Source organism: Halomonas sp. BMC6, assembly GCF_964204995.1.
In the GTDB taxonomy this organism is placed as follows: domain Bacteria; phylum Pseudomonadota; class Gammaproteobacteria; order Pseudomonadales; family Halomonadaceae; genus Vreelandella.
In genome coordinates this window covers 1,170,393-1,190,034 of sequence record NZ_CAXNSH010000001.1, presented here as the reverse complement: position 1 = coordinate 1,190,034, position 19,642 = coordinate 1,170,393, and the positions used below count along the sequence as shown (strand labels likewise).

The window sequence follows — 19,642 nt, the reverse complement described above, 5'->3', positions numbered from 1 at the left end:
TCAACGGCGGTTGTCAGCAACGAACTGCTGGACCGCGCTCAATTCGGCGGGCAACACCGTGTAGCGCTCTTCGCGCTCCAGCAGGTCGTCCATGTGGGTCGGCAGCGGTACGCCCTGGAAGCCCGCTTTCACCACTGCCTCGGCGAACTTCGCCGGGTGGGCGGTGGCCAGGGTGATCATCGGCGTGGAGGTATCCACACGCGCCCGCTCGGCCGCTCGGTAGCCGGTAGCCGTATGCGGATCAAGAATTTCCCCGGTGCGATGATGCGCTTCTCGAATCACTTCTAGAATCGTCTCGTCATCGACGCTGTAGCTGGCGAACTTCTCGCGCAGCTTGGCCAGCGGCGCATCGGCAAGCGCGGTGGGCGCTTGCTGGAAGCGCTCCAGCAGCGCGGCCACGGCGGCCCCGTCGCGGTCGTAGGCATCGAACAGCAGGCGCTCGAAATTGGACGACACCACGATATCCATAGAGGGGGCCAGCGTGGCCGCCAGCTCTTTCTTGGAGAAGTCGTTAGCCGCCAACGTGCGGTGCAGAATATCGTTGGCATTGGTGGCGATGATGAACTGCTTCACCGGCAGGCCCATCTTGTAAGCCATATAGCCTGCAAAGACGTTGCCGAAGTTGGCCGAGGGCACGCAGAAGCTTACTTCCCGCTGGGGAGCGCCCAACGCCACGCCTGCGGCCACGTAGTAGACGATCTGGGCCATGATGCGCGCCCAGTTGATCGAATTCACCGCAACAAGCCGCGTGCCGTTCAAGAAGTCTTGATTGGCAAAGCTGGCCTTGACCATCGCCTGGGCATCGTCAAAGTTACCTTCAATGGCGATGTTAAAGACGTTATTTGCCAGCACCGAGGTCATCTGGCGACGCTGCACTTCCGACACGCGGTTGTGGGGGTGCAGAATGAAAATATCGAGATTGTCGCAGTGGCGGCAGCCTTCAATCGCCGCCGAGCCGGTATCGCCAGAGGTGGCCCCCATGATCACCGCGCGCTCACCGCGCTTTTTCAGGAAGTGATCCAGCAGCCGCCCCAGCAGTTGCAGTGCCACGTCCTTGAACGCCAGCGTGGGCCCGTGGAACTGCTCCAGCAGGAAGTGGTTGGCATCCAACTGTTTTAACGGCACCACCGCGTCGTGGTTGAACGTGGCATACGCCTCGATCACCAAACGGCGAAAGGTATCGTCATCGATCTCACCGTTGACGAACGGCTTCATCACCCGAAAGGCGATCTCGGCGTAGGAGAGCCCGGCCATGCTGGCCAGCTCCTCTTTGGAGAACTCGGGCAGCGTTTCCGGTACGTAGAGGCCGCCGTCGCTAGCCATACCGGTGAGCACCACCTCTTCAAACGAGAGGGCGGGCGCTTGCCCACGCGTGCTGATATAGCGCATCGGTTACTCTCCTTCGTCCAGGCTTTCCACGCGAATACGCGTGACGGGGCCTGCAATATCGGCCATGGCTTCGATCTCGCGGATCGCTTCGTTCATCTGCTTCTCTTTGGTGCGATGCGTCAGCAGAATAATCGGCACCAGCTCGCCTTCGGTGGCCTCTTTCTGAATCAGCGCTTCAATGGAGATGCCCTGCTCGGCCAGAATGGTCGCTACACGGGCCAGCACGCCGGGGCGGTCCACCGCCAGCAGGCGCAGGTAGTACGCCGTGGTGATCTCTTCCATCGGCATGATCGGCAGCTGGCTGACATCTTCGTCGATGCCGCTAAACGCCAGGTACGGCACGCGGTAGTGGTGGTCGGTGGCGATGTCGCGCGCCACGTCCAGCAGATCCGCCACCACGGCTGACGCCGTTGGCTCGGCACCGGCTCCCGCGCCGTAGTACAGCGTGGGGCCAACCGCATCGCCCATGACCGCAATGGCGTTTTTCACACCATGCACATTGGCTAGCAAACGCTCTTTGGGAATCAGCGTGGGGTGAACGCGCAACTCAAGGCCTTGATCGGTACGCTTGGAGATCCCCAGATGCTTGATCACGTAACCGAGGTTATCAGCCTGTTCCACGTCTTCGGCGGTGATGCGCGAAATGCCTTCGGTGAAGGCTTTTTCGAACTGCAGCGGCACGCCGTAAGCAATGGAGGCAAGAATGGTCAGCTTGTGGGCGGCATCGATGCCTTCCACATCGAACGTCGGGTCGGCTTCGGCATAGCCAAGCGCCTGGGCCTCGGCCAATACGTCTTCAAAGGCACGGCCTTCGTCGCGCATGTGAGTCAGAATGAAGTTACCGGTGCCGTTGATAATGCCGGCCACCCACTCGATACGGTTAGCCCCCAGGCCTTCACGCAGCGATTTGATAACGGGAATACCACCCGCGACGGCGGCTTCAAAGGCAACGATCACGCCCTTTTCGTGGGCGGCGCGGAAAATCTCGTTACCGTGAACGGCGATCAGCGCCTTGTTGGCGGTGACTACATGCTTGCCGTTGGCAATTGCGGTGAGCACCAGCTCGCGGGCAATATCGTAGCCGCCGATCAGCTCTACCAGCACATCCACGTTGGGGTTGTTCGCGACTTCAAACGCATCGGTCGTCGCGTTAATGCCGGTAATATCGCAGTCGGGATGAATACTGCGGTGGGCAACCTGCTCAATCACAATCGGGCGGCCTGCGCGGCGGCTAATATCGTCCGCGTTGCGCGTTAATACGTTGAAGGTGCCGCCACCCACAGTGCCTAACCCACAAATGCCTACTCTTACCGGTTTCAAAATACTTCCCCTTTCGTGTTGGGCACCCGCGGGTGCCGCTTCTTAAATCAGTGTCTCAGCGTGTCCGTTCGTCACTTATGTGACGTTATTCATCTTCCAAGCCTAACATGGCAACGAGCCGCTCGGGGGGTACAAATCCAGGCACCATTTGCCCATCGGGCAGGATAATAGCTGGCGTGCCTTGCACCCCTAGCGCTTGCCCCAAGGCGTACTGATCTGCCACCGGGTTATCGCAGCTGGCTTCTGCGGCAATCGTCTGGCCCTCTTTAGCCTGATTCATCGCTTCACTGCGGTTATCAGAGCACCAGACTTGCTGGAGGGTGTTAGCGGCGCCACTGCCCATACCAGCTCGTGGAAAAGCGAGATAGTGTACCGCAATCCCACGTTCGTTGAGCTCGGGCACGGTCTCATGGAGGCGCTCGCAATAGGGGCAGGTGGGGTCGGTAAACACCACCACCGTGGCCTTGGGCTCCTCGACGCCCCTAAACACGACGCGCTCGCTCTCGGGAATCGCTGCCAGCGCCGCTGCTCGCTCTTGGTTGCGGGACTGCTCGGTCAGATTCACTAGTCCATTATCCGCATTTTGGTAGAGGTCCCCTACCAAAAAGTGGCTACCGTCGGCATTGGAGTAAAACGACTCACCGCTCTCCAGACGAACATGATAGATCCCTTCCATCGGCGTGGCGCTCACCTGCTCTACCGGCATCGGCTGGCCGTTCACCTGTAAATTTTCAGCCAAGCGCTCGGCAACATCATCGGCGTAGGCAAAAGCAGGCAGTAAACTGCCCGCCAGCACCAGCCAGGGGGCACAGGATTTCGCAGCTGAGGGCATACGTTGGCGCATTCTTTGATTAACCTCGTGGATGGTGGTCAGCATGCAGTTGCTCCAGGCGCGCCTGGGCAACGTGAGTATAAATTTGTGTGGTGGATAGGTCGCTATGACCTAACAGCAGCTGTACGACCCGTAAATTAGCCCCATGATTCAATAAATGAGTCGCGAATGCGTGGCGCAACGTGTGAGGCGACAGCGGCCGCGATATTCCTGCCGTGATGGCGTGGGCTTTAATACGGTGCCAAAATGTCTGCCGCGTCATTGAGTTATCGCCTCGCCCGGGGAACAGCGCTGGGCGCGTTGGGTCTTGCATCAACGCTGGCCGCGCTGTTTTTAAGTACTGCGCCAGCCACTCGGCGGCCTCCTCCCCCATGGGCACTAGGCGGTCTTTATCCCCCTTGCCGCGCACGCGCACCACCCCCTGGCGCAAGTTGACTGCATCGCCGGTCAGGCCAACAAGCTCAGACACCCGCAGCCCACAGGCGTAAAGCAGCTCCAGCATGGTGCGATCACGCACACCCAGCGGCGTGCCCACATCCGGGGCCAGCAGCAGGCGCTCGACCTCGTCTTCCTCAAGCGTATTGGGCAGGCTGGGGCGTACCTTGGGAAGCGACACGTTGGTCAGCGGGTCGCTGTCGATATGTCCATAGAGCCGTGCCCAGCGATAAAAACTGCGCAGTGACGAAAGCATTCTGGCGTTGCTGCGCAGTTGGTAGCCTTGCTCGCGGCGCTGCTCCATCCAAGCGCCAAACCGCGCGGGGGACGCCGTGAGCAACGTTTCATCATCGCGCTCGAGCTGCTCTTGCCAGGCGGTCAAATCACGACGGTAGGCCGCTAGCGTATGGTCGCTGGCGCCCTGCTCTAACCACAGAGCATCCAGATACGCATCGATCACGCTCATCGGCTAACGGTCTCATTGCAAAGCCATAAACAAAAACCCCGCCCCGCAAAGCGGTGACGGGGTTTTCCGTATCCGAGCGCCAAGCGCTCGAGAAAAAGTGGCGATTAAGCCAGCTTTTCCTTGATACGCGCCGACTTACCGCTACGCTCACGCAGGTAGTACAGCTTGGCTTGACGAACGTCACCGCGACGCTTGACTTCGATGGAGTCTACCAGCGGGCTGTAGGTCTGGAAGGTACGCTCAACGCCAACACCGTGGGAGATTTTACGCACGGTGAAAGCGGAGTTCAGGCCACGGTTACGCTTACCGATGACCACACCTTCAAACGCCTGCAGACGCTCACGAGTGCCTTCTTTTACTTTAACCTGAACGACGATGGTGTCGCCCGGTGCAAAAGCAGGAACCTCTTTGCTCATTTGCTCGGCTTCGATCGCCTGGATCACCTTGTTCTTGCTGCTCATCTTCATACTCCTAAATAACGTAATGGCTTGCCACGCAGTCGTGGAAGGGGCAAACCGTGATCCCGGCGCTCGAAGCGAGCTACGCGGGAGTCGTTATGGGTGACGCAGGTACGTAAGCTTACTACTGTATCCGTCCTGCACCGCCGCTCTGCCTACTCCGTGTTACCCAACGTAGCGGACAGAGCGTGTTCCTCGATAAACTCGTCTAGCAGCACTTGCTGCTCGGCGTTAAGGGTTCGCCCTGCTAACAGATCAGGACGACGCTGCCAGGTACGCCCCAGCGACTGCTTTAACCGCCAGCGCTTGATGGCTGCATGATTTCCGCTAAGCAGCACGTCAGGCACTCGGCGCCCGTCAATCACTTCAGGACGGGTATAGTGCGGGCAGTCTAACAAACCGTCGTTAAACGAGTCTTCGATAGCGGAATCCTGGTGGCCCAGCACGCCGGGTACCAGCCTTGCCGCTGCGTCGATCAGCACCATCGCGGGCAACTCGCCGCCGCTCAGCACATAGTCGCCAATCGACCACTCTTCATCGATGTCACTCTCCACCACACGCTCGTCGATACCTTCGTAGCGCCCGGCAACCACCACCAGAGGGCCTGCCGAGGCGAGCGCTTGCACGCCCTGCTGATCCAACCGACGCCCTTGGGGCGACAGGTAGATCACCGTTGGCGTCAGGCCGGTGGCCTGCTCGGCACGTTGGCGCGCATCAAAGATAGCCGCTCGGAGCGTATCTACCTTCATCAGCATACCGGGGCCGCCGCCATAGGGGCGATCGTCCACGCTGCGGTGGCGGTCGGTGGCATAATCACGCGGATTCCAGAACTCAAGGGCAATGCGCTGCTTCTCTACCGCTCGACCGATCACACCTTGCAGGGTTATCGCATCGAACATGTCGGGAAACAGCGATACCACGCCAATCCACATCGCCGGCACGTCTGTCGCGTCCTCTTCGAGCACCGCTGGATCGTCCGCTGACCGTTCGTTCAAAGCGTCTTGGCTCATCAGAACTCAGGATCCCAGTCGACCACCATACGGCCATCTTCCAGGTCGATCTCAACGATCACATCATCAGGCAAAAAGGGTAACAGCCGCTCGCGCTTATCGATTGCGTCGTTATCACCGCGTACCACCATGACATCGTTCGCGCCGGTTTCAAACAGGTAGCTGACCTGCCCTAACCGCTCGCCTGACTGAGTGAAGACAGTAAGGCCCTCAAGCTCATGCCAGTAATACTCATCGTCGGAAAGCTCGGGCAGTGACTCTTTCAGCATCAGGATATCCGCTTGTGCCAGCGCTTCGGCTGCCGTTCGGTCATCCACACCTTTTAACTGCACCACCAACCCTTTACCTTGCCGACTCCCCTGAACCACGGTCATACGCGTGAGGGTTTCCCCTTGGCGCACCCACCACTCAGGGTACTCTAGAATGCTGTCCATGGGGTTGGTATAGGAGTACACCTTCAGCCAACCTTTAATCCCGTGAGGGCTAGTTAGCTTACCAAGCACCACATGTGTGTCGTCAGTATGGCTAGTGTTAAAACGCGTCATTGACGACCACTCCAGCTACAACAGCATCTATTGCTATGACTTGCGACGGGCAACAGGCTTAGGCCTGCTTGCGCGCTTCTTTAACCAGCTCAGCAACACGACCAGACAGCTGGGCGCCTTGGCTCTGCCAGTGAGTAACGCGATCCAGATCAACACGCAGACGCTCTTCTTGACCACGGGCAACCGGATTGAAGAAGCCGATACGCTCGATGAAACGGCCGTCACGGGCGTTGCGAGAATCGGTAACAGTCAGGTGATAAAAGGGACGCTTTTTGGCGCCACCACGTGCCAAACGAATGGTAACCATACGATAACTATCCTTCGGTTGAGGTTACGAGAGTGGGGCATAGCGCAAACCGCTATCAGAACACTCGTCATACTGTTTTCTTGGCGCACCACCTGCTTATATAAGCCAAGGCGACACACCATCAGGACCTTCACTGGCAAGTATTGGGGCCGTGCTAACGCACATTTTGCCAACACCCACGCATGAAGAGGCCGCATTCTACGCAAATGCGCTCGGCTTGGAAAGCCTGACAGCCAGAAAACTCACAGGCCGTCAACCTTACCAAGCGCATCAGAACGCGACGACAGGTACCATTTAGCGCCAGGGTAAGCCGCCAGGACCACCCATGCCGCCCATACCACCGGGACCACCCGGGCCGCCGCCACCCATCATGCCCGACATACCGCGCATCATTTTCTGCATGCCACCTTTCTTGCCCGCTTTCTTCATCATCTTCTGCATCTGCTTGTGCTGCTTTAGCAGGCGGTTCAAGTCAGGCACCTGCAGACCCGCCCCCGCTGCTATGCGACGCTTGCGCGAACCGTTAATGATGTCGGGCTTCCGGCGCTCTTTGGGCGTCATGGAGTTGATCAGCGCTTCTAGCTTGCCTAGCTCCTTCTCAGGGCCGGGGCCTTGCGCCAGTTCGGCCATTTGGCCCATACCCGGCAACTTGCCGAGCAGGCCGCCCATGCCGCCCATTTTTTTGAGCTGCTGAAGCTGGTCGCGAAAGTCTTCCAGATCAAAGCCGTCACCTTTCTTCACCTTGCTGGCAAGCTGGGCAGCTTTGTCCTTATCGACGGTGCGCTCGGCCTCTTCGATCAGCGACAGCATGTCGCCCATGCCAAGAATTCGAGACGCGACCCGGTCGGGGTGGAAAGGCTCTAGCGCATCGACCTTTTCACCAACCCCCATAAACTTGATCGGCTTACCCGTGACATGACGGACAGACAGTGCAGCACCACCCCTTGCATCACCATCAGCCTTGGTCAGGATCACACCGGTCAAGGGCAGCGCTTCATTGAACGCCTTGGCGGTATTTACCGCATCCTGACCAGTCATGGCATCAACGACAAACAGCGTTTCTTGGGGAGAAACCGCCTTATGCAGTGCCTGAATTTCCGCCATCATCGCTTCATCGATGGCAAGGCGGCCTGCAGTATCGACTAGCACTACGTCGTGGAACTGAATTTTAGCGTGCTTGATGGCCGCGTTGGCGATGTCGACCGGCTTCTGGTCAGAGCGGGAGGGGAAGAAGTCGACCTGAACCTCTTTCGCCAGGGTTTCAAGCTGGTCGATGGCCGCCGGACGGTAGACGTCCGCCGAGACCACCAGCACCTTTTTCTTCTCGCGCTCACGCAGGTAGCGGGCCAGCTTGGCAACGGAGGTGGTTTTACCCGCCCCCTGCAAACCGGCCATCAGCACGACAGCGGGAGAGCCTTTTAGGCTCAGGCCTTCATTGGCCTCGCCCATAATCGCTTCCAGCTCTTGCTGGACGATTTTGACGAACTGCTGGCCCGGCGAGAGGCTTTTCGACACCTCTTGGCCGACCGCACGCTCGCGCACCCGCTCAATAAAGGCTTTAACTACCGGTAGCGCCACGTCTGCCTCAAGCAGCGCTTTGCGTACTTCACGTAGGGTATCTTTGATATTGTCGTCGGTTAGCCGTGCTTGGCCTTTGATCGACTTCAGCGTCTGGGAAAGACGCTCGCTCAGATTCTGAAACATGGGGCCTCTGCCTCCGTCGCTGTCGCCGGGCGTATTCACCGGACGAATGTGGCCGCGATTATACGCGCTCGCGGCCTGAGTCTCCATGGGCGTCAGCGTTGGCGCTCGATGGCTGTGCGACGCCGCCTTGATTGGTTATAGTAGGCGGGCCGATCTAGATGACCGGAAAATACATTGAGGCGTCCTGACTGGGAGGTATTGCCACTCGGATACAGGCGCTGTTCTGACCCTATTCTTCTCAACAACGCGCTGCAAGGCGCATGGATAGCATCATGCAGGCGCTCCCGTTCGCCACGATCGCTTTTATACTCTATGTCGCCGCTGCCATTTGGCAGGGCATGACGCTGTTTCGCCGGGTGCCTCCCCGCCAGGGCATGGTACGTCTGCTAGGCGCGCTGGGCCTACTGTTGCATATTCCCGTGGTCGTGCAGTTGGTGGGGGAATCACCGGGGCTGCTGCCCGGCTTTACCACCAGTGCCACGTTATTGATGGCGGTGGCGGTGAATGTGGTGCTGGTGGCCAGCCTATTCAAGCCAGTGCTTAATGCGGGCATCGCGCTGTTTCCACTTGCTGGCATTGCCCTGATTGTGGCCACTTGGCTGCCTAGCCAGGGCAGCCATAGCGGCTTAACACCGGGTATTTTGCTGCATGCCGTAAGCTCAGCGCTGGCCTTTGCCGTGCTGGCCATTGCCGCGGTGCAGGCGGTGCTGGTGGGATTACAGAATCAGGCGCTGCGTCATCACCATATTCGCGGCATCGTCCAGTCTTTACCACCGCTCACCACCATGGAGCGTGTGCTGTTTGAGCTGGTATGGGCGGGTATTGTGCTGCTGACCTTGGCAATTATTAGCGGCTTAATTTTCCTCGATAATCTATTTGCTCAGCATTTGGTGCATAAAACGGTGCTATCGCTGGGCGCTTGGGTCATCTTTACTACGCTCTTAGTAGGGCGTTACCGGTTTGGCTGGCGCGGAATGCGAGCCGTGCGCTGGACACTCGGCGGTTGTGCTCTGCTGCTGCTGGCTTACTTTGGTAGTAAATTCGTGCTGGAAATTCTGCTTAACCGCTAAGCCTGCGGGCTTAGTGGTGATCGCGTCAGTAAACGCGCGCTTGACACGCCACTGCCATGCTTCTAAAAATCGAGCTTAATACGCCATAAAGGAACTTTCGACTTGAGCGACGACTTCCCCTTGGGGTTACTGTTCGGCCTGCTAGCCTTACTCATCCTGCTGTCTGCCTTCTTCTCTAGTTCTGAAACGGGCATGATGTCGATCAACCGCTACCGGCTTAGCCATCAAGCCAACAGCGGCGACCGTAGCGCCAAGCGTGTCATGCGCCTGCTCACCCGGCCCGATCGTCTCATTGGCGTCATCCTGATTGGCAACAACTTCGTCAATAACCTGGCAGCCTCGATTGCCACCATCATCGCCATTCACTTTTTTGGCGACGTCTCAGGCCCTGCTATTTCCACCGCACTGCTGACCATCACCATTCTGATTTTCGCGGAAGTGACGCCCAAGACGTACGCGGCCATCAAACCCGAGCGCATCGCTTACCCCACTTCCTTTGCCTTGGAGCCACTGCTCAAACTGCTCTATCCCTTGGTATGGCTGGTCAACGTGATGTCGAACGGCTTGCTGCGGTTAGTCGGTGTCAAAAGCGTGGATAACGGCGGCGACAGCCTGACCCGCGACGAGCTGCGCACCGTGGTGCACGAAGCAGGCACGCTGATCCCTTACCGCCACCGGGCCATGCTGCTGTCGATTCTGGACCTTGAGAACGTTACGGTGAACGACATCATGGTGCCCCGACACGAAGTGCTGGGCATCGACCTGGACGATTCGCTGGAAGATATTCTGACTCAAATTCGGACCAGTCAGCACACACGCCTGCCGGTCTACAAAGGCGATATCAACAACATCATTGGCATGTTGCACCTGCGTAACGCCGCACGCTTCTTATCCCGCAGCGAAGTCACCAAAGCGGCCATCGTTCAAGAAGCGCGGGAGCCCTACTTCATTCCCGAGTCCACGCCGCTGCATACCCAGCTGCTGAATTTTCAAAAGCAGAAGCGACGGATCGGCATCGTGGTGGATGAGTACGGCGATGTAGAGGGGTTGGTCACGCTGGAGGATATTCTCGAAGAGATCGTCGGCGAGTTTACGACCGACGTGTCCGAAGATGACGAGATTCATCAGCAGGACGATGGCAGCCATGTCATCGAAGGCACGGCGAACATCCGCGAGATCAATAAGATGCTCGGCTGGCAGTTGCCCACCGACGGCCCCAAGACGCTGAACGGATTGATTCTGGAGCACCTGGAAGCCTTCCCGGAAGGCCCGGCCTGTCTACAAATCGGCAATACGCGGATGGAGATTCTGGAGATTCGCGACAACCTGATCACGTCAGCGCGCTGCTGGCAAAAGCTGCGCCTGCCTCGCCGCTAACTCTGCGTTGTTGACTGGCTGCGGGCGATCTCGCTGTCGCCTGCGGCCTTCAATGCTCTGACACGCTGCTCCAAAAAGCGCCTTAACGCGACGCCTTCGACTTCATGGACGGCAATGGGCGGGCCAAAATGGAGGCTCACCGGCGCCCTAAAGCGTGACGGCCACTTCTTCAGCGCCTTACCGCCGTAGTGAGACGTCCACGACCCCCACAACCCGGCCAGCCCTGCTGGAATCACCGGCACATTGTCACGAGCCAGGATGGTTTCGAGCCCACGGCGGAACGTGTGGATCTCGCCATCGGGGGTCAAACGCCCCTCGGGAAACACCATCACGATATCGCCCTGGCGCAGCGCCTTGCTCACTTCATCCAAGGTACGCCGCAGCGCTCCTGGGCTATGGCGCTCCGACTCGATGGGAATCGCCCCCACCAGTTGAAACCACCACTTCAGCCAGCGGGATTCAAAAATGGGCTGGTCCATCACGAAGCGCAGCGGACGAGGGCTGCCACCGCCCAGCACCAGCGCATCCATAAAGCTCACGTGGTTACAGACGACCAGCGCCGCGCCCTGTTTAGGTACGTGACCTTGGCCATGCACCGACAGCCGGTAACAGCCGCGCATGGCCACGTAAATGACACGACGCAGCAGGCACCGAGTGGCGTTGATCCCCCATGTCACGTCGCTGCCCCCCGGTGTCGTAACCCGGCCAGCACGGTGCTCATGAGTTGATCCAACAGCTCATCGACCTTGAGCTGCTGCCCCTGCCAGTAGCCAAGCCGCTCGTTCAACCCCAGCTGCACCAAGCCGTGAACGCTGCCCCACAGCGTGCGGCCAAGGCGGCGCGCTTCCAGATCGTCCAGAACGGGCTGGTACTGCTTTAACGACGTTTCCACCTGGGTAAACAGGGCTTCGATGAGATCGCTCTGACGCTGGTCCAGCTCGCCTTCCTGAGCCAGCGGGTAGTCGAACAGTAGCTGCCAACGGTAGCAATCCTGCTCGGCGAATCGCCAGTAAGCGTGGGCCAGAGAGCGCAACCACGGCTCGGGGTCGTCTTCGGCCAGGCTCGTAATGGTGTGCTGCAAACGTGCGAGGGTTTCGACGTTGACGTGCTGCAATAAATTGTTAAAGCTGCCGTAGAGTTTTAGCAGCGTACTGGGCGCGCAGCCCACCTCTCTGGCCAAAGCACGCAGTGATAAACCATGGACTGGCTGCTTAGCCAACCACTCATCACAAGCGTGCATGACCTGCGCGTGGAGGGCATCGGGCGCATGCTGTCTAGGACGGGCCATGGCGATCTCTTCAGGTCAACGGCAAACAGGGAAGAATGCCTCCTCGCGCTTTAGCGTGAGCAAGGTATACGATAGGATACCTTACATCGAACACTGTTTTCGACACTAAAACGCCACATTTAACGTATTACGACTTCCCTTTGCCATTTTGCATCAGCGCCGCAGGTATCGCGCCTAAAGGAGACCGGCATGACGGGACGCCTACACGTACAGCGCCTATCGCTCGCCCGCCTTGCGCCCAACCTCAAAAGCACTGCTTCGCTCATCGAGTCTCCCAACTTAGCACCGCGCCAGCCCGTGTCGGCCCTTCGTCTAGAGCAAGGGCAGTTGACCCACACGCCGCTCTTTTGGGGGCTGACGCCGCCGTGGCTCAAGGTTCTCGACCACGCCCCGCACTGCGCGCGGGCGGAAACGCTCAGCAAACGCGCCATGTTCCAGGAGGCCTTCAGCGCGCGGCGCTGCGTGATTCCGGTGAGTGGCTTTTACGTGTGGAAGCCCCAGGCACGCAGTAAGCAGCCGTTTTTGGTGACCCACGTGAATCGCACCCCGCTGCTGCTCGGCGCGCTTTGGTGTCGTTACCACACCACGCTGACCACCTTTACCGACTCGACGGCGCTGATCAGCGTGCCTGCGAATGCCTGCCTATCGTCGCTCACCGATCGCTTACCGGTGATCCTTCCACCAGAGGCGCTACACCAATGGCTAGACCCCAACACGGACGTTGCGTCGCTGACACCGCTTTTGGTGCCCGCCCCGCTGGAACTGTTGGGCGCTTTTCCGGTATCAAAGCATGTGAATAACCCTGCCTACCAGTCACCCTCTTGCGCGCACCCTACGGGGCCAATGCTGCGCTGGACCGTGTCACAGGAGCCGTAATGTTGCCCACTATGTCTGTTATTCCGCCTCGCCTGCAGGCAAGGCGCGCGGTTGTTGGCCTGACCATCGGCCTGCTCTTGGCGCCCGCCACTCCCCTCTGGGCAGAAGAGAGCCCGGTCGCCGAGGCCATTACCCCGACCATCAGTCCTTTCGATGACCGCGACTACCGGGTCATCACTCTCGACAATGGCCTACAGGCGCTGCTGGTCAGCGACCCCGATGCCGACAAGGCCGCCGCGTCCATGAACGTGCGGGTCGGCAGCGCGCAGGATCCCGACGACCTCCAGGGCTTGGCCCACTTTCTGGAGCACATGCTGTTTTTGGGCACCGAGCCCTACCCCCAGTCGGATGCCTACCAGCAATACATTTCCGACAACGCAGGCTCTCATAACGCCTTTACGGCTCAGCAGGACACCAACTACTTTTTCGATATTGAGCCTTCAGCGCTGCCCGGCGCACTAGACCGCTTTAGCGAGTTTTTCCTCTCGCCGCTGTTCAACGCGGACCACCTGGAGAGCGAACGCAACATCGTGCACTCAGAGTACATGGCGCGCATTCGCGATGAGTCGCGGCGTGAGAACGACGTGCTGAATCAACTGCTCAACCCGGAGAACCCCACCACCGGCTTTGCAGTGGGCAGCCGAGACACGCTGGCAAACCCGCCCGAAGGCGAGGCAACGCTGCGCGAGCGGGTGATCGACTTCTACCACCGCTACTACGATGCCAACGTGATGAACTTAGCGGTAGTAGCCCCCCAACCGCTCGACGAACTGGAAGCCTTAGTGGTGGAGCGGTTTGCCGATATTCCCGATCACGACTTGAGCGCCCCCACGATTGACACGCCACTGATCGACACCGACACGCTGCCGCGCTATATCGAGCGCCAGTCGCTGCAGGATCGTCGCCAACTGCGCTTCTACTTCCCCGTTCCTGACCCTAGCGACGAGTATCGCACCAAGCCAACTCAGCTCATCGCGCATTTACTGGGCGATGAGGGCGACGGCAGCCTGCTGGCCGTGCTGCGTGAGGCGGGCTTGGCCGACGGGCTCTCTGCGGGCGTGGGGCGCGGCGATGGCAATGAGGCGCTGTTTACCGTCTCCATTAGCCTGACGCCCGCAGGTGCCGAACGCCTCGACGACATCGAAGCCACGCTGTTTGCCGCGGTCGAGCAGATTCGGGCAGAAGGGCTGGCCGAGTGGCGCTACGACGAGCAAAAAAGCCTCAGCGAGCAGGCGTTTCGCTTTCAGCAGCACGGCGCTCCTCAGCAAGAGGCTACCCGCCTAGCCATGAGCCTTTCGCGCTACCCGGTCGAGGACGTGCAATACGCCGCGTACCGCATGGACGGCATGGATAGCGAACGCCAGCAGCGCTACCTGGACGCCCTAACGTCCGACAACATGCTGCGCGTCTACTCCGCGCCGGACGTAGAGAGCGACACCGTAACCCCCTGGTTCAACACTCAGTGGAAAGAGCAGCCGCCCACCACGACCGGTCAGGCCTTGGACGGTCTCGCGCTTCCCGAGCCGAACCCCTTCATTGCCAGCGACCTCACCCTTCAGGCGGGCCAGGACGAGCAGCCTTCGACACTAATCGAGACGCCCACGTTTACCGCTTGGCACATGCAGGACAGCCGTTTCAATACGCCCAGCGTGGAGTGGCGGGTGAGCCTGCAGCATCCCAGCGCTAGCTACTCGGCAGAAGAAGCGGTACTCATGCGTCTGTTGGCAGGCTGGCTGAACGACAGCCTCAACGAGTCGCTTTACCCCGCGTGGCTTGCCGGGCAGTCGTTTAGCGCATACGCCCACGCGCGCGGTATGACGCTGTCGTTTTCTGGTTGGCGGGATGGCCAAACGCCGCTCATCAAGCAAGCCATCGAGCAGCTTCAGCAGGCGGATATCTCTGCTGGCGCCTTTGAGCGGGTGCGCTATCAGCTACAGCGGGAGTGGCGCAACGCGCCACGCGCGTCGTTGACCGGCCAAGCCAGCCGAGCCCTGGGTGAGGCGCTGCTCTCCCCGCAGTGGTCGACGGACGAACTGCTGGCCGCCAGCCAGCGGCTTGAGAAGCATCATCTGGAAGATTTCCGCGAGCGTTTCCTAGATGCTCTGTACATCGACGCCATGGCCGTGGGTAACCTGACTGCCGATCAGGCACGGGAGCAGGCCAACCTTATTCGCGGCGCACTGACACCCCGCTTAACGCGGGATGACATTCCCCCTCTGTCGCCATTGGAGGCGAGCGAGGAGCCAACGGTACTTCACCCCCATAGCACCCGTGAGGAGTCACTGGTACTGCGCTACCTGCAGGGACGCGACACTAGCATCGACGAGCAGGCGCGCCTGAGCGTGCTCGCCCAATGGCTGGACACGCCGTTCTATCAACAGCTGCGTACCGAGGAGCAGCTTGGCTACATCGTCAACGCGGGCTATTCACCGCTGCTGGAAGCGCCGGGCATTGGCCTGGTCGTGCAGTCACCGGATGCGGATAGCGGCACCATTGCCGAACGAATGGACGCTTTCATGGCAGCCGCCGGTGAGCGTCTCGAGACACTGAGCGATGAAGAGCTGGCGGCCCACCGGCAAGCGGTTCATGACCGCCTGCGCCAGCGGGATACCAGCCTGCAGGGCATGGCTAACCGCTATTGGCAAGCCACCGCACTGGACGAGGTACGCTTTGACCGTCAGGCGCACATCGCACAGCGGGCACTCGAGGTCAGCGTCGAAGAGCTACAGGCGTTGTGGCCCTCGCTGCTCGCTCACCCGCTAGACATCCGATTCAACCCGGGCGATGCACCCAGCGACATCGGCGCTTACCGTGAGACGCTCGCGCCCTTCGACCCACGCTAACCGCTCGCCAGCTCAGGCATCGAACGCCTGGGCTGGCATCATGGCTTCGACGAACATCACCAGCTCTTCGAGAATCTGCCGCTCATGATCGGTGAGCGGCTGCTGATTGTAACGCTCGATTTCCCGGGCAAATGCTTTAAGCGTAAAACCCGATAGCGCCGGGTCATTCATGCGCATCCAACGAAACGCCTCCCACTGCTCACGCTCTTCGCCCTCTAGGGTGTCCGGGTAACTGCGCGCGCGAAAGCGAAACAGCATCTCTTCCAGGCGCGGGTCTTGAAAGGCAAAGCGTTGGCCCACCAAGTCCCAAGGATCCATCGCCAGCACCCGCTCCATCTGCTGACGATCCGCCGCAGAGAAAAAGCTGCCGGAGTAGAGCATCAAATCGGGGTCTTGAGGCGACTCTTCGTAGCCGCCGCTGAATACCTCGGTCACCTTTTGCGCTACGCCGCTGGCCTCGCGCAGGGTTTTCCAGTGCCCTCGGCAAGCGGCGATATCAATCCCCAAGCGCGCCACGATCGCGCCGTACTCGCCTTTCTGCTCGCCCTCCACGTCTTTCAGCACCGTGGCTGGAAAGATCACCGGGCAGCGGTTGATATGAATGACTTTGAGCGGGATGCGCGCCTCCCCTTCAGAAAGATCCTGCTGGCTGACGAACACCCGCTCACGAATCTGCTCGGCGCTGAGCGACAGCAAATCGCCGGGATCGACGCTCAAATCGTAGACGATCACCCCGTTAGGGTTGGTAGGGTGCTCCGCCAGGGGCATCACCAAGGCGCTACAGCCTCGGCTGGCCGGGTAACGGCGGGAGATGTGCAGCAGCGGTTTGGCGCTGGGGAGGTCGAGCTGCTTGGCCACCGCGCGCTTGCCGCGCAGGCCGAGCAAGTAGTCGAACAGTTTAGGGTTACGCGCTTTCAGCAGCCGCGCCAGTGCAATGGTGGCGCGCACGTCGGCCACCGCATCGTGGGCGCCCTCATGGGCGATGCCGTTCGCCGCAGTGAGGTGCTCCAGTTTAAAGCTGGGCGCACCATCTTCCCGCAGGGGCCATTCGATGCCCTCTGGGCGCAGCGCATAGAACGCCCGCACCACGTCGATCAAATCCCAGCGGGAGTTGCCGTTTTGCCACTCACGGGCGTAGGGATCGAGCAGGTTACGATAAAACAGGTGGCGGGAGACTTCATCATCGAAACGCAGGCTATTGTAGCCGGCCACGCAGGTGCCGGGCTCGCTCATGGCGCTCTGTACCTGGCGCGCGAACTCAGCTTCGGGAAGCCCCCGACGCTGCGCTTTTTGAGGCGTGATGCCAGTAATTAGGCAGGCGGCGGGGTGCGGCAGGTAGTCATCGGCGGGCTTACAGTACAGCTCGATAGGGTCGCCGATTTCATTGAGGTCGGCATCGGTGCGTAATGCAGCAAACTGAGCGGGCCGATCGCGACGCGGATCGGCACCAAAGGTCTCATAATCGTGCCAGAGAAAACTGGCAGGGGCGGCATTCGATGGCGCCATGGATGCAAACTCCCTTGAGCGTGACAGCCCACCCATGCGCCGTGACATCTTTCGCTGGATGGGAATAAAAGCCCAAGACTAGCACACCCGCGGCGCTTCTCGCCGCCCCTCACCGTGCTCGTGTACGCTTAGCTTTTGGGCAGCGTCACGTTGAGCTCCAGCACCGAGCAGTTATCTTCGCTATCCAGCGAAATTTGAATGGCGTCGTCGTCCACATGCACATAACGACGAATCACTTCGAGCAGTTCGCGCTCAAGCAGCGGCATGTAGTCAGGCTGACCACGCTGGCTACGCTGATGCGCCACGATGATTTGTAACCGTTCTTTGGCCACCGAGGCGGATTTCTTGCGCTCACGCTTCAAGAACTCCAGCAGTTTCATCGACGACTACCCCCAAACATCCTGCTCAGTAATCCTTTGCGCTGCATCTCATGGAAGCGCAGCGGCATCTCCTCTCCCAGCAGGCGTGACACGGTATCGGCATACGCTTGACCGGCATCGCTCGAACCATCGTGAGTGACGGGCACCCCTTGGTTAGAGGCACGCAGCACGGCTTCGGATTCGGGAATCAGACCCAGTAGATCGATCGCGAGAATCTCGCGAATATCGTCCAGCGTCAGCATGTCGCCGGAAGTGACACGGGCAGGATTGTAACGGGTAATCAGCAGGTGCTCTTTCACCGGGTCAAGCCCCTGCTCGGCACGCTGGGTTTTCGAGCCCAGAAGACCCAGGATACGGTCTGAGTCACGTACCGACGAGACTTCCGGGTTGGTCACGACGATGGCTTCGTCGGCGTAGTACATCGCCAACTGCGCACCGCGTTCGATACCGGCGGGAGAGTCGCACAGGATGTAGTCGAAGTCGTCTTTCAACTGCTCCAGGATCTTCTCGACCCCCTCTTGGGTGAGCGCGTCCTTATCCCGGGTTTGCGAGGCTGGCAAAATGAACAGATTCTCAACGCGCTTATCGCGGATCAGCGCTTGATTCAGCCCCGCCTCGCCTTGAATCACGTTGACCAGGTCGTACACCACCCGACGCTCGCAGCCCATGATCAAATCCAGGTTGCGCAATCCTACGTCGAAGTCGATCACCACCGTCTTCTTGCCACGCAGCGCGAGCCCTGTCGAAATCGCCGCGGCGCTGGTGGTTTTACCGACCCCCCCTTTACCTGAGGTCACAACTATAATTTTGGCCAAGAGTCACTTCCTTCTTGAAGTCGTTCATTGCGAGCGCGATCGCGTGGCGCTGCCCGCATAACGGGAACATCAATGTCATCAAAACAGCACACTGTAACGGATCGCAGCGGTGGCGTCGCTAGGCAAGAAGCACTAACCGGCACTCCCTCATGCGGCTTACCCCAGCGGCTTAATATCTAACTGTTCTTTAATAAAATGGACTTCGGCTGCCCGCCCTAATAGCTGGGAGTCGATATCCTCCAGCCGTTTGTAATTACCCGCTACGGAGAGCAGCTCGGCCTCCAGCTCGCGGCAGTAAATACCTGCCTGGGTATTCCCATGGATGCCGGCCAACGCGCGGCCACGCAAGGCCCCGTACACGTGAATACTGCCTGCTGCCAGCACCTCTGCGCCGGCGTTGACCGCACCGATCACGATCAAATCCCCCTCGGCGGCGCTCACTTGCTGGCCGGACCGCACCGTCCCCCGGTACAGCCGGGTGGCTCCCAAACCGCTCGTCTCCGGTTCGCTGTCGACCTCGTCGGGGTCGGCAACGGGCTCGACGCTTTCCAACGCACGGGCTCGCCCCTCTTCCACGGGGGCAAACCAGCCCAGCCCCAGCGCCCACGCCGACTGACGAATCGGCTCGGCACCGCCACGGACGGCCACGGGTAACAGCTTGTGATCACGGCATACTGCGCAGATCCGCTCCAGGGCGAGGTGCGGCTCATCGAGTTTTTCCACGCTAAGCACAACGGGTGTATGCTGAAAGAACGCGGGAGATTGCGACAGTTTGCCAGCAAGCTGCCGCCGGATACGCTCCGGGTCAGCGCTCGTCAACTCCATGACGGTCATCGGCAGCATGCCGCCCTTGAAGGTGAAGGCTACGTCGGCACTGTTGGCGTTGAGGCTCATGGCCGAACTCCATGTCATGTTCAGGTAAGATAAGGGTAGCGCAATCTCGCGCCTTGCGGGGTGGCCGGCTGGAAAACTCACCGCGCAACGGCAAAGCTAAGCGACAGCGACGAGGACTGCAACCGCC

General features: G+C 59.8%; 19 protein-coding genes. 4 read left to right on the top strand and 15 right to left on the bottom strand.

The window, feature by feature from the left end:
- The 9 genes from thrC to ffh form a co-directional block, all read right to left on the bottom strand.
- Complete coding sequence (gene thrC, locus AB6K10_RS05685; protein WP_339118153.1) at positions 1 to 1,389, bottom strand: threonine synthase; 1,389 nt, start codon at positions 1,387 to 1,389, stop codon at positions 1 to 3.
- Between the two features lie 3 nt (positions 1,390 to 1,392).
- On the bottom strand, positions 1,393 to 2,709 hold the full coding sequence (locus AB6K10_RS05680; protein WP_339118152.1) for a homoserine dehydrogenase: 1,317 nt from the start codon (positions 2,707 to 2,709) through the stop codon (positions 1,393 to 1,395).
- Positions 2,710 to 2,794: 85 nt separating this feature from the next.
- Entirely contained in the window at positions 2,795 to 3,541 is a 747-nt protein-coding gene (locus tag AB6K10_RS05675) for a DsbC family protein (RefSeq protein ID WP_230834940.1), read from the bottom strand.
- Between the two features lie 19 nt (positions 3,542 to 3,560).
- Positions 3,561 to 4,442, bottom strand: a complete 882-nt coding sequence (gene xerD, locus AB6K10_RS05670; protein WP_062359479.1) for a site-specific tyrosine recombinase XerD — start codon at positions 4,440 to 4,442, stop codon at positions 3,561 to 3,563.
- Between the two features lie 104 nt (positions 4,443 to 4,546).
- The gene (rplS, locus tag AB6K10_RS05665; RefSeq protein ID WP_044629621.1) at positions 4,547 to 4,903 is read right to left on the bottom strand and encodes a 50S ribosomal protein L19; all 357 of its coding nucleotides are present in this window, start codon (positions 4,901 to 4,903) and stop codon (positions 4,547 to 4,549) included.
- Between the two features lie 152 nt (positions 4,904 to 5,055).
- Positions 5,056 to 5,832, bottom strand: a complete 777-nt coding sequence (gene trmD, locus AB6K10_RS05660; RefSeq protein WP_137093726.1) for a tRNA (guanosine(37)-N1)-methyltransferase TrmD — start codon at positions 5,830 to 5,832, stop codon at positions 5,056 to 5,058.
- A 77-nt stretch (positions 5,833 to 5,909) separates the two neighbouring features.
- The gene (rimM, locus tag AB6K10_RS05655) at positions 5,910 to 6,455 is read right to left on the bottom strand and encodes a ribosome maturation factor RimM (protein WP_339118151.1); all 546 of its coding nucleotides are present in this window, start codon (positions 6,453 to 6,455) and stop codon (positions 5,910 to 5,912) included.
- Positions 6,456 to 6,513: 58 nt separating this feature from the next.
- On the bottom strand, positions 6,514 to 6,762 hold the full coding sequence (rpsP, locus tag AB6K10_RS05650; RefSeq protein WP_009098555.1) for a 30S ribosomal protein S16: 249 nt from the start codon (positions 6,760 to 6,762) through the stop codon (positions 6,514 to 6,516).
- A gap of 294 nt (positions 6,763 to 7,056) precedes the next feature.
- Entirely contained in the window at positions 7,057 to 8,466 is a 1,410-nt protein-coding gene (gene ffh, locus AB6K10_RS05645) for a signal recognition particle protein (protein WP_287836540.1), read from the bottom strand.
- 272 nt (positions 8,467 to 8,738) lie between these two features.
- On the opposite strand from ffh, the gene AB6K10_RS05640 reads away from it, so the two are divergent.
- Entirely contained in the window at positions 8,739 to 9,536 is a 798-nt protein-coding gene (locus AB6K10_RS05640; RefSeq protein ID WP_044629652.1) for an inner membrane protein YpjD, read from the top strand.
- A 102-nt stretch (positions 9,537 to 9,638) separates the two neighbouring features.
- Positions 9,639 to 10,913: an HlyC/CorC family transporter gene (locus tag AB6K10_RS05635; protein ID WP_159340922.1), complete on the top strand. Its 1,275-nt coding sequence runs from the start codon at positions 9,639 to 9,641 to the stop codon at positions 10,911 to 10,913.
- Here AB6K10_RS05635 and AB6K10_RS05630 read toward each other — a convergent pair.
- On the bottom strand, positions 10,910 to 11,590 hold the full coding sequence (locus AB6K10_RS05630) for a 1-acyl-sn-glycerol-3-phosphate acyltransferase (protein WP_159340920.1): 681 nt from the start codon (positions 11,588 to 11,590) through the stop codon (positions 10,910 to 10,912). The genes AB6K10_RS05635 and AB6K10_RS05630 overlap by 4 nt on opposite strands.
- Positions 11,587 to 12,201: a TetR/AcrR family transcriptional regulator gene (locus AB6K10_RS05625; RefSeq protein ID WP_159340918.1), complete on the bottom strand. Its 615-nt coding sequence runs from the start codon at positions 12,199 to 12,201 to the stop codon at positions 11,587 to 11,589. Before AB6K10_RS05625 ends, AB6K10_RS05630 begins: the two co-directional genes overlap by 4 nt.
- A gap of 189 nt (positions 12,202 to 12,390) precedes the next feature.
- Here AB6K10_RS05625 and AB6K10_RS05620 point away from each other — a divergent pair, with 189 nt between their 5' ends.
- Entirely contained in the window at positions 12,391 to 13,077 is a 687-nt protein-coding gene (locus tag AB6K10_RS05620; protein WP_339118150.1) for an SOS response-associated peptidase, read from the top strand.
- The gene (locus tag AB6K10_RS05615; RefSeq protein WP_339118149.1) at positions 13,077 to 15,920 is read left to right on the top strand and encodes an insulinase family protein; all 2,844 of its coding nucleotides are present in this window, start codon (positions 13,077 to 13,079) and stop codon (positions 15,918 to 15,920) included. The genes AB6K10_RS05620 and AB6K10_RS05615 overlap by 1 nt, the downstream gene beginning before the upstream one ends.
- 12 nt (positions 15,921 to 15,932) lie before the next feature.
- On the opposite strand, the gene sbcB is transcribed toward AB6K10_RS05615, so the two are convergent.
- The 4 genes from sbcB to minC form a co-directional block, all read right to left on the bottom strand.
- Positions 15,933 to 17,426, bottom strand: coding sequence for an exodeoxyribonuclease I (gene sbcB / locus AB6K10_RS05610; protein ID WP_339118148.1), 1,494 nt, complete (start codon positions 17,424 to 17,426; stop codon positions 15,933 to 15,935).
- A gap of 128 nt (positions 17,427 to 17,554) precedes the next feature.
- Positions 17,555 to 17,806, bottom strand: coding sequence for a cell division topological specificity factor MinE (gene minE, locus AB6K10_RS05605; protein ID WP_016915987.1), 252 nt, complete (start codon positions 17,804 to 17,806; stop codon positions 17,555 to 17,557).
- Positions 17,803 to 18,621, bottom strand: a complete 819-nt coding sequence (minD, locus tag AB6K10_RS05600; RefSeq protein WP_253019141.1) for a septum site-determining protein MinD — start codon at positions 18,619 to 18,621, stop codon at positions 17,803 to 17,805. The genes minE and minD overlap by 4 nt, the downstream gene beginning before the upstream one ends.
- Positions 18,622 to 18,777: 156 nt before the next feature.
- On the bottom strand, positions 18,778 to 19,515 hold the full coding sequence (gene minC / locus AB6K10_RS05595; protein WP_339118147.1) for a septum site-determining protein MinC: 738 nt from the start codon (positions 19,513 to 19,515) through the stop codon (positions 18,778 to 18,780).
- Positions 19,516 to 19,642: the final 127 nt, after the last annotated feature.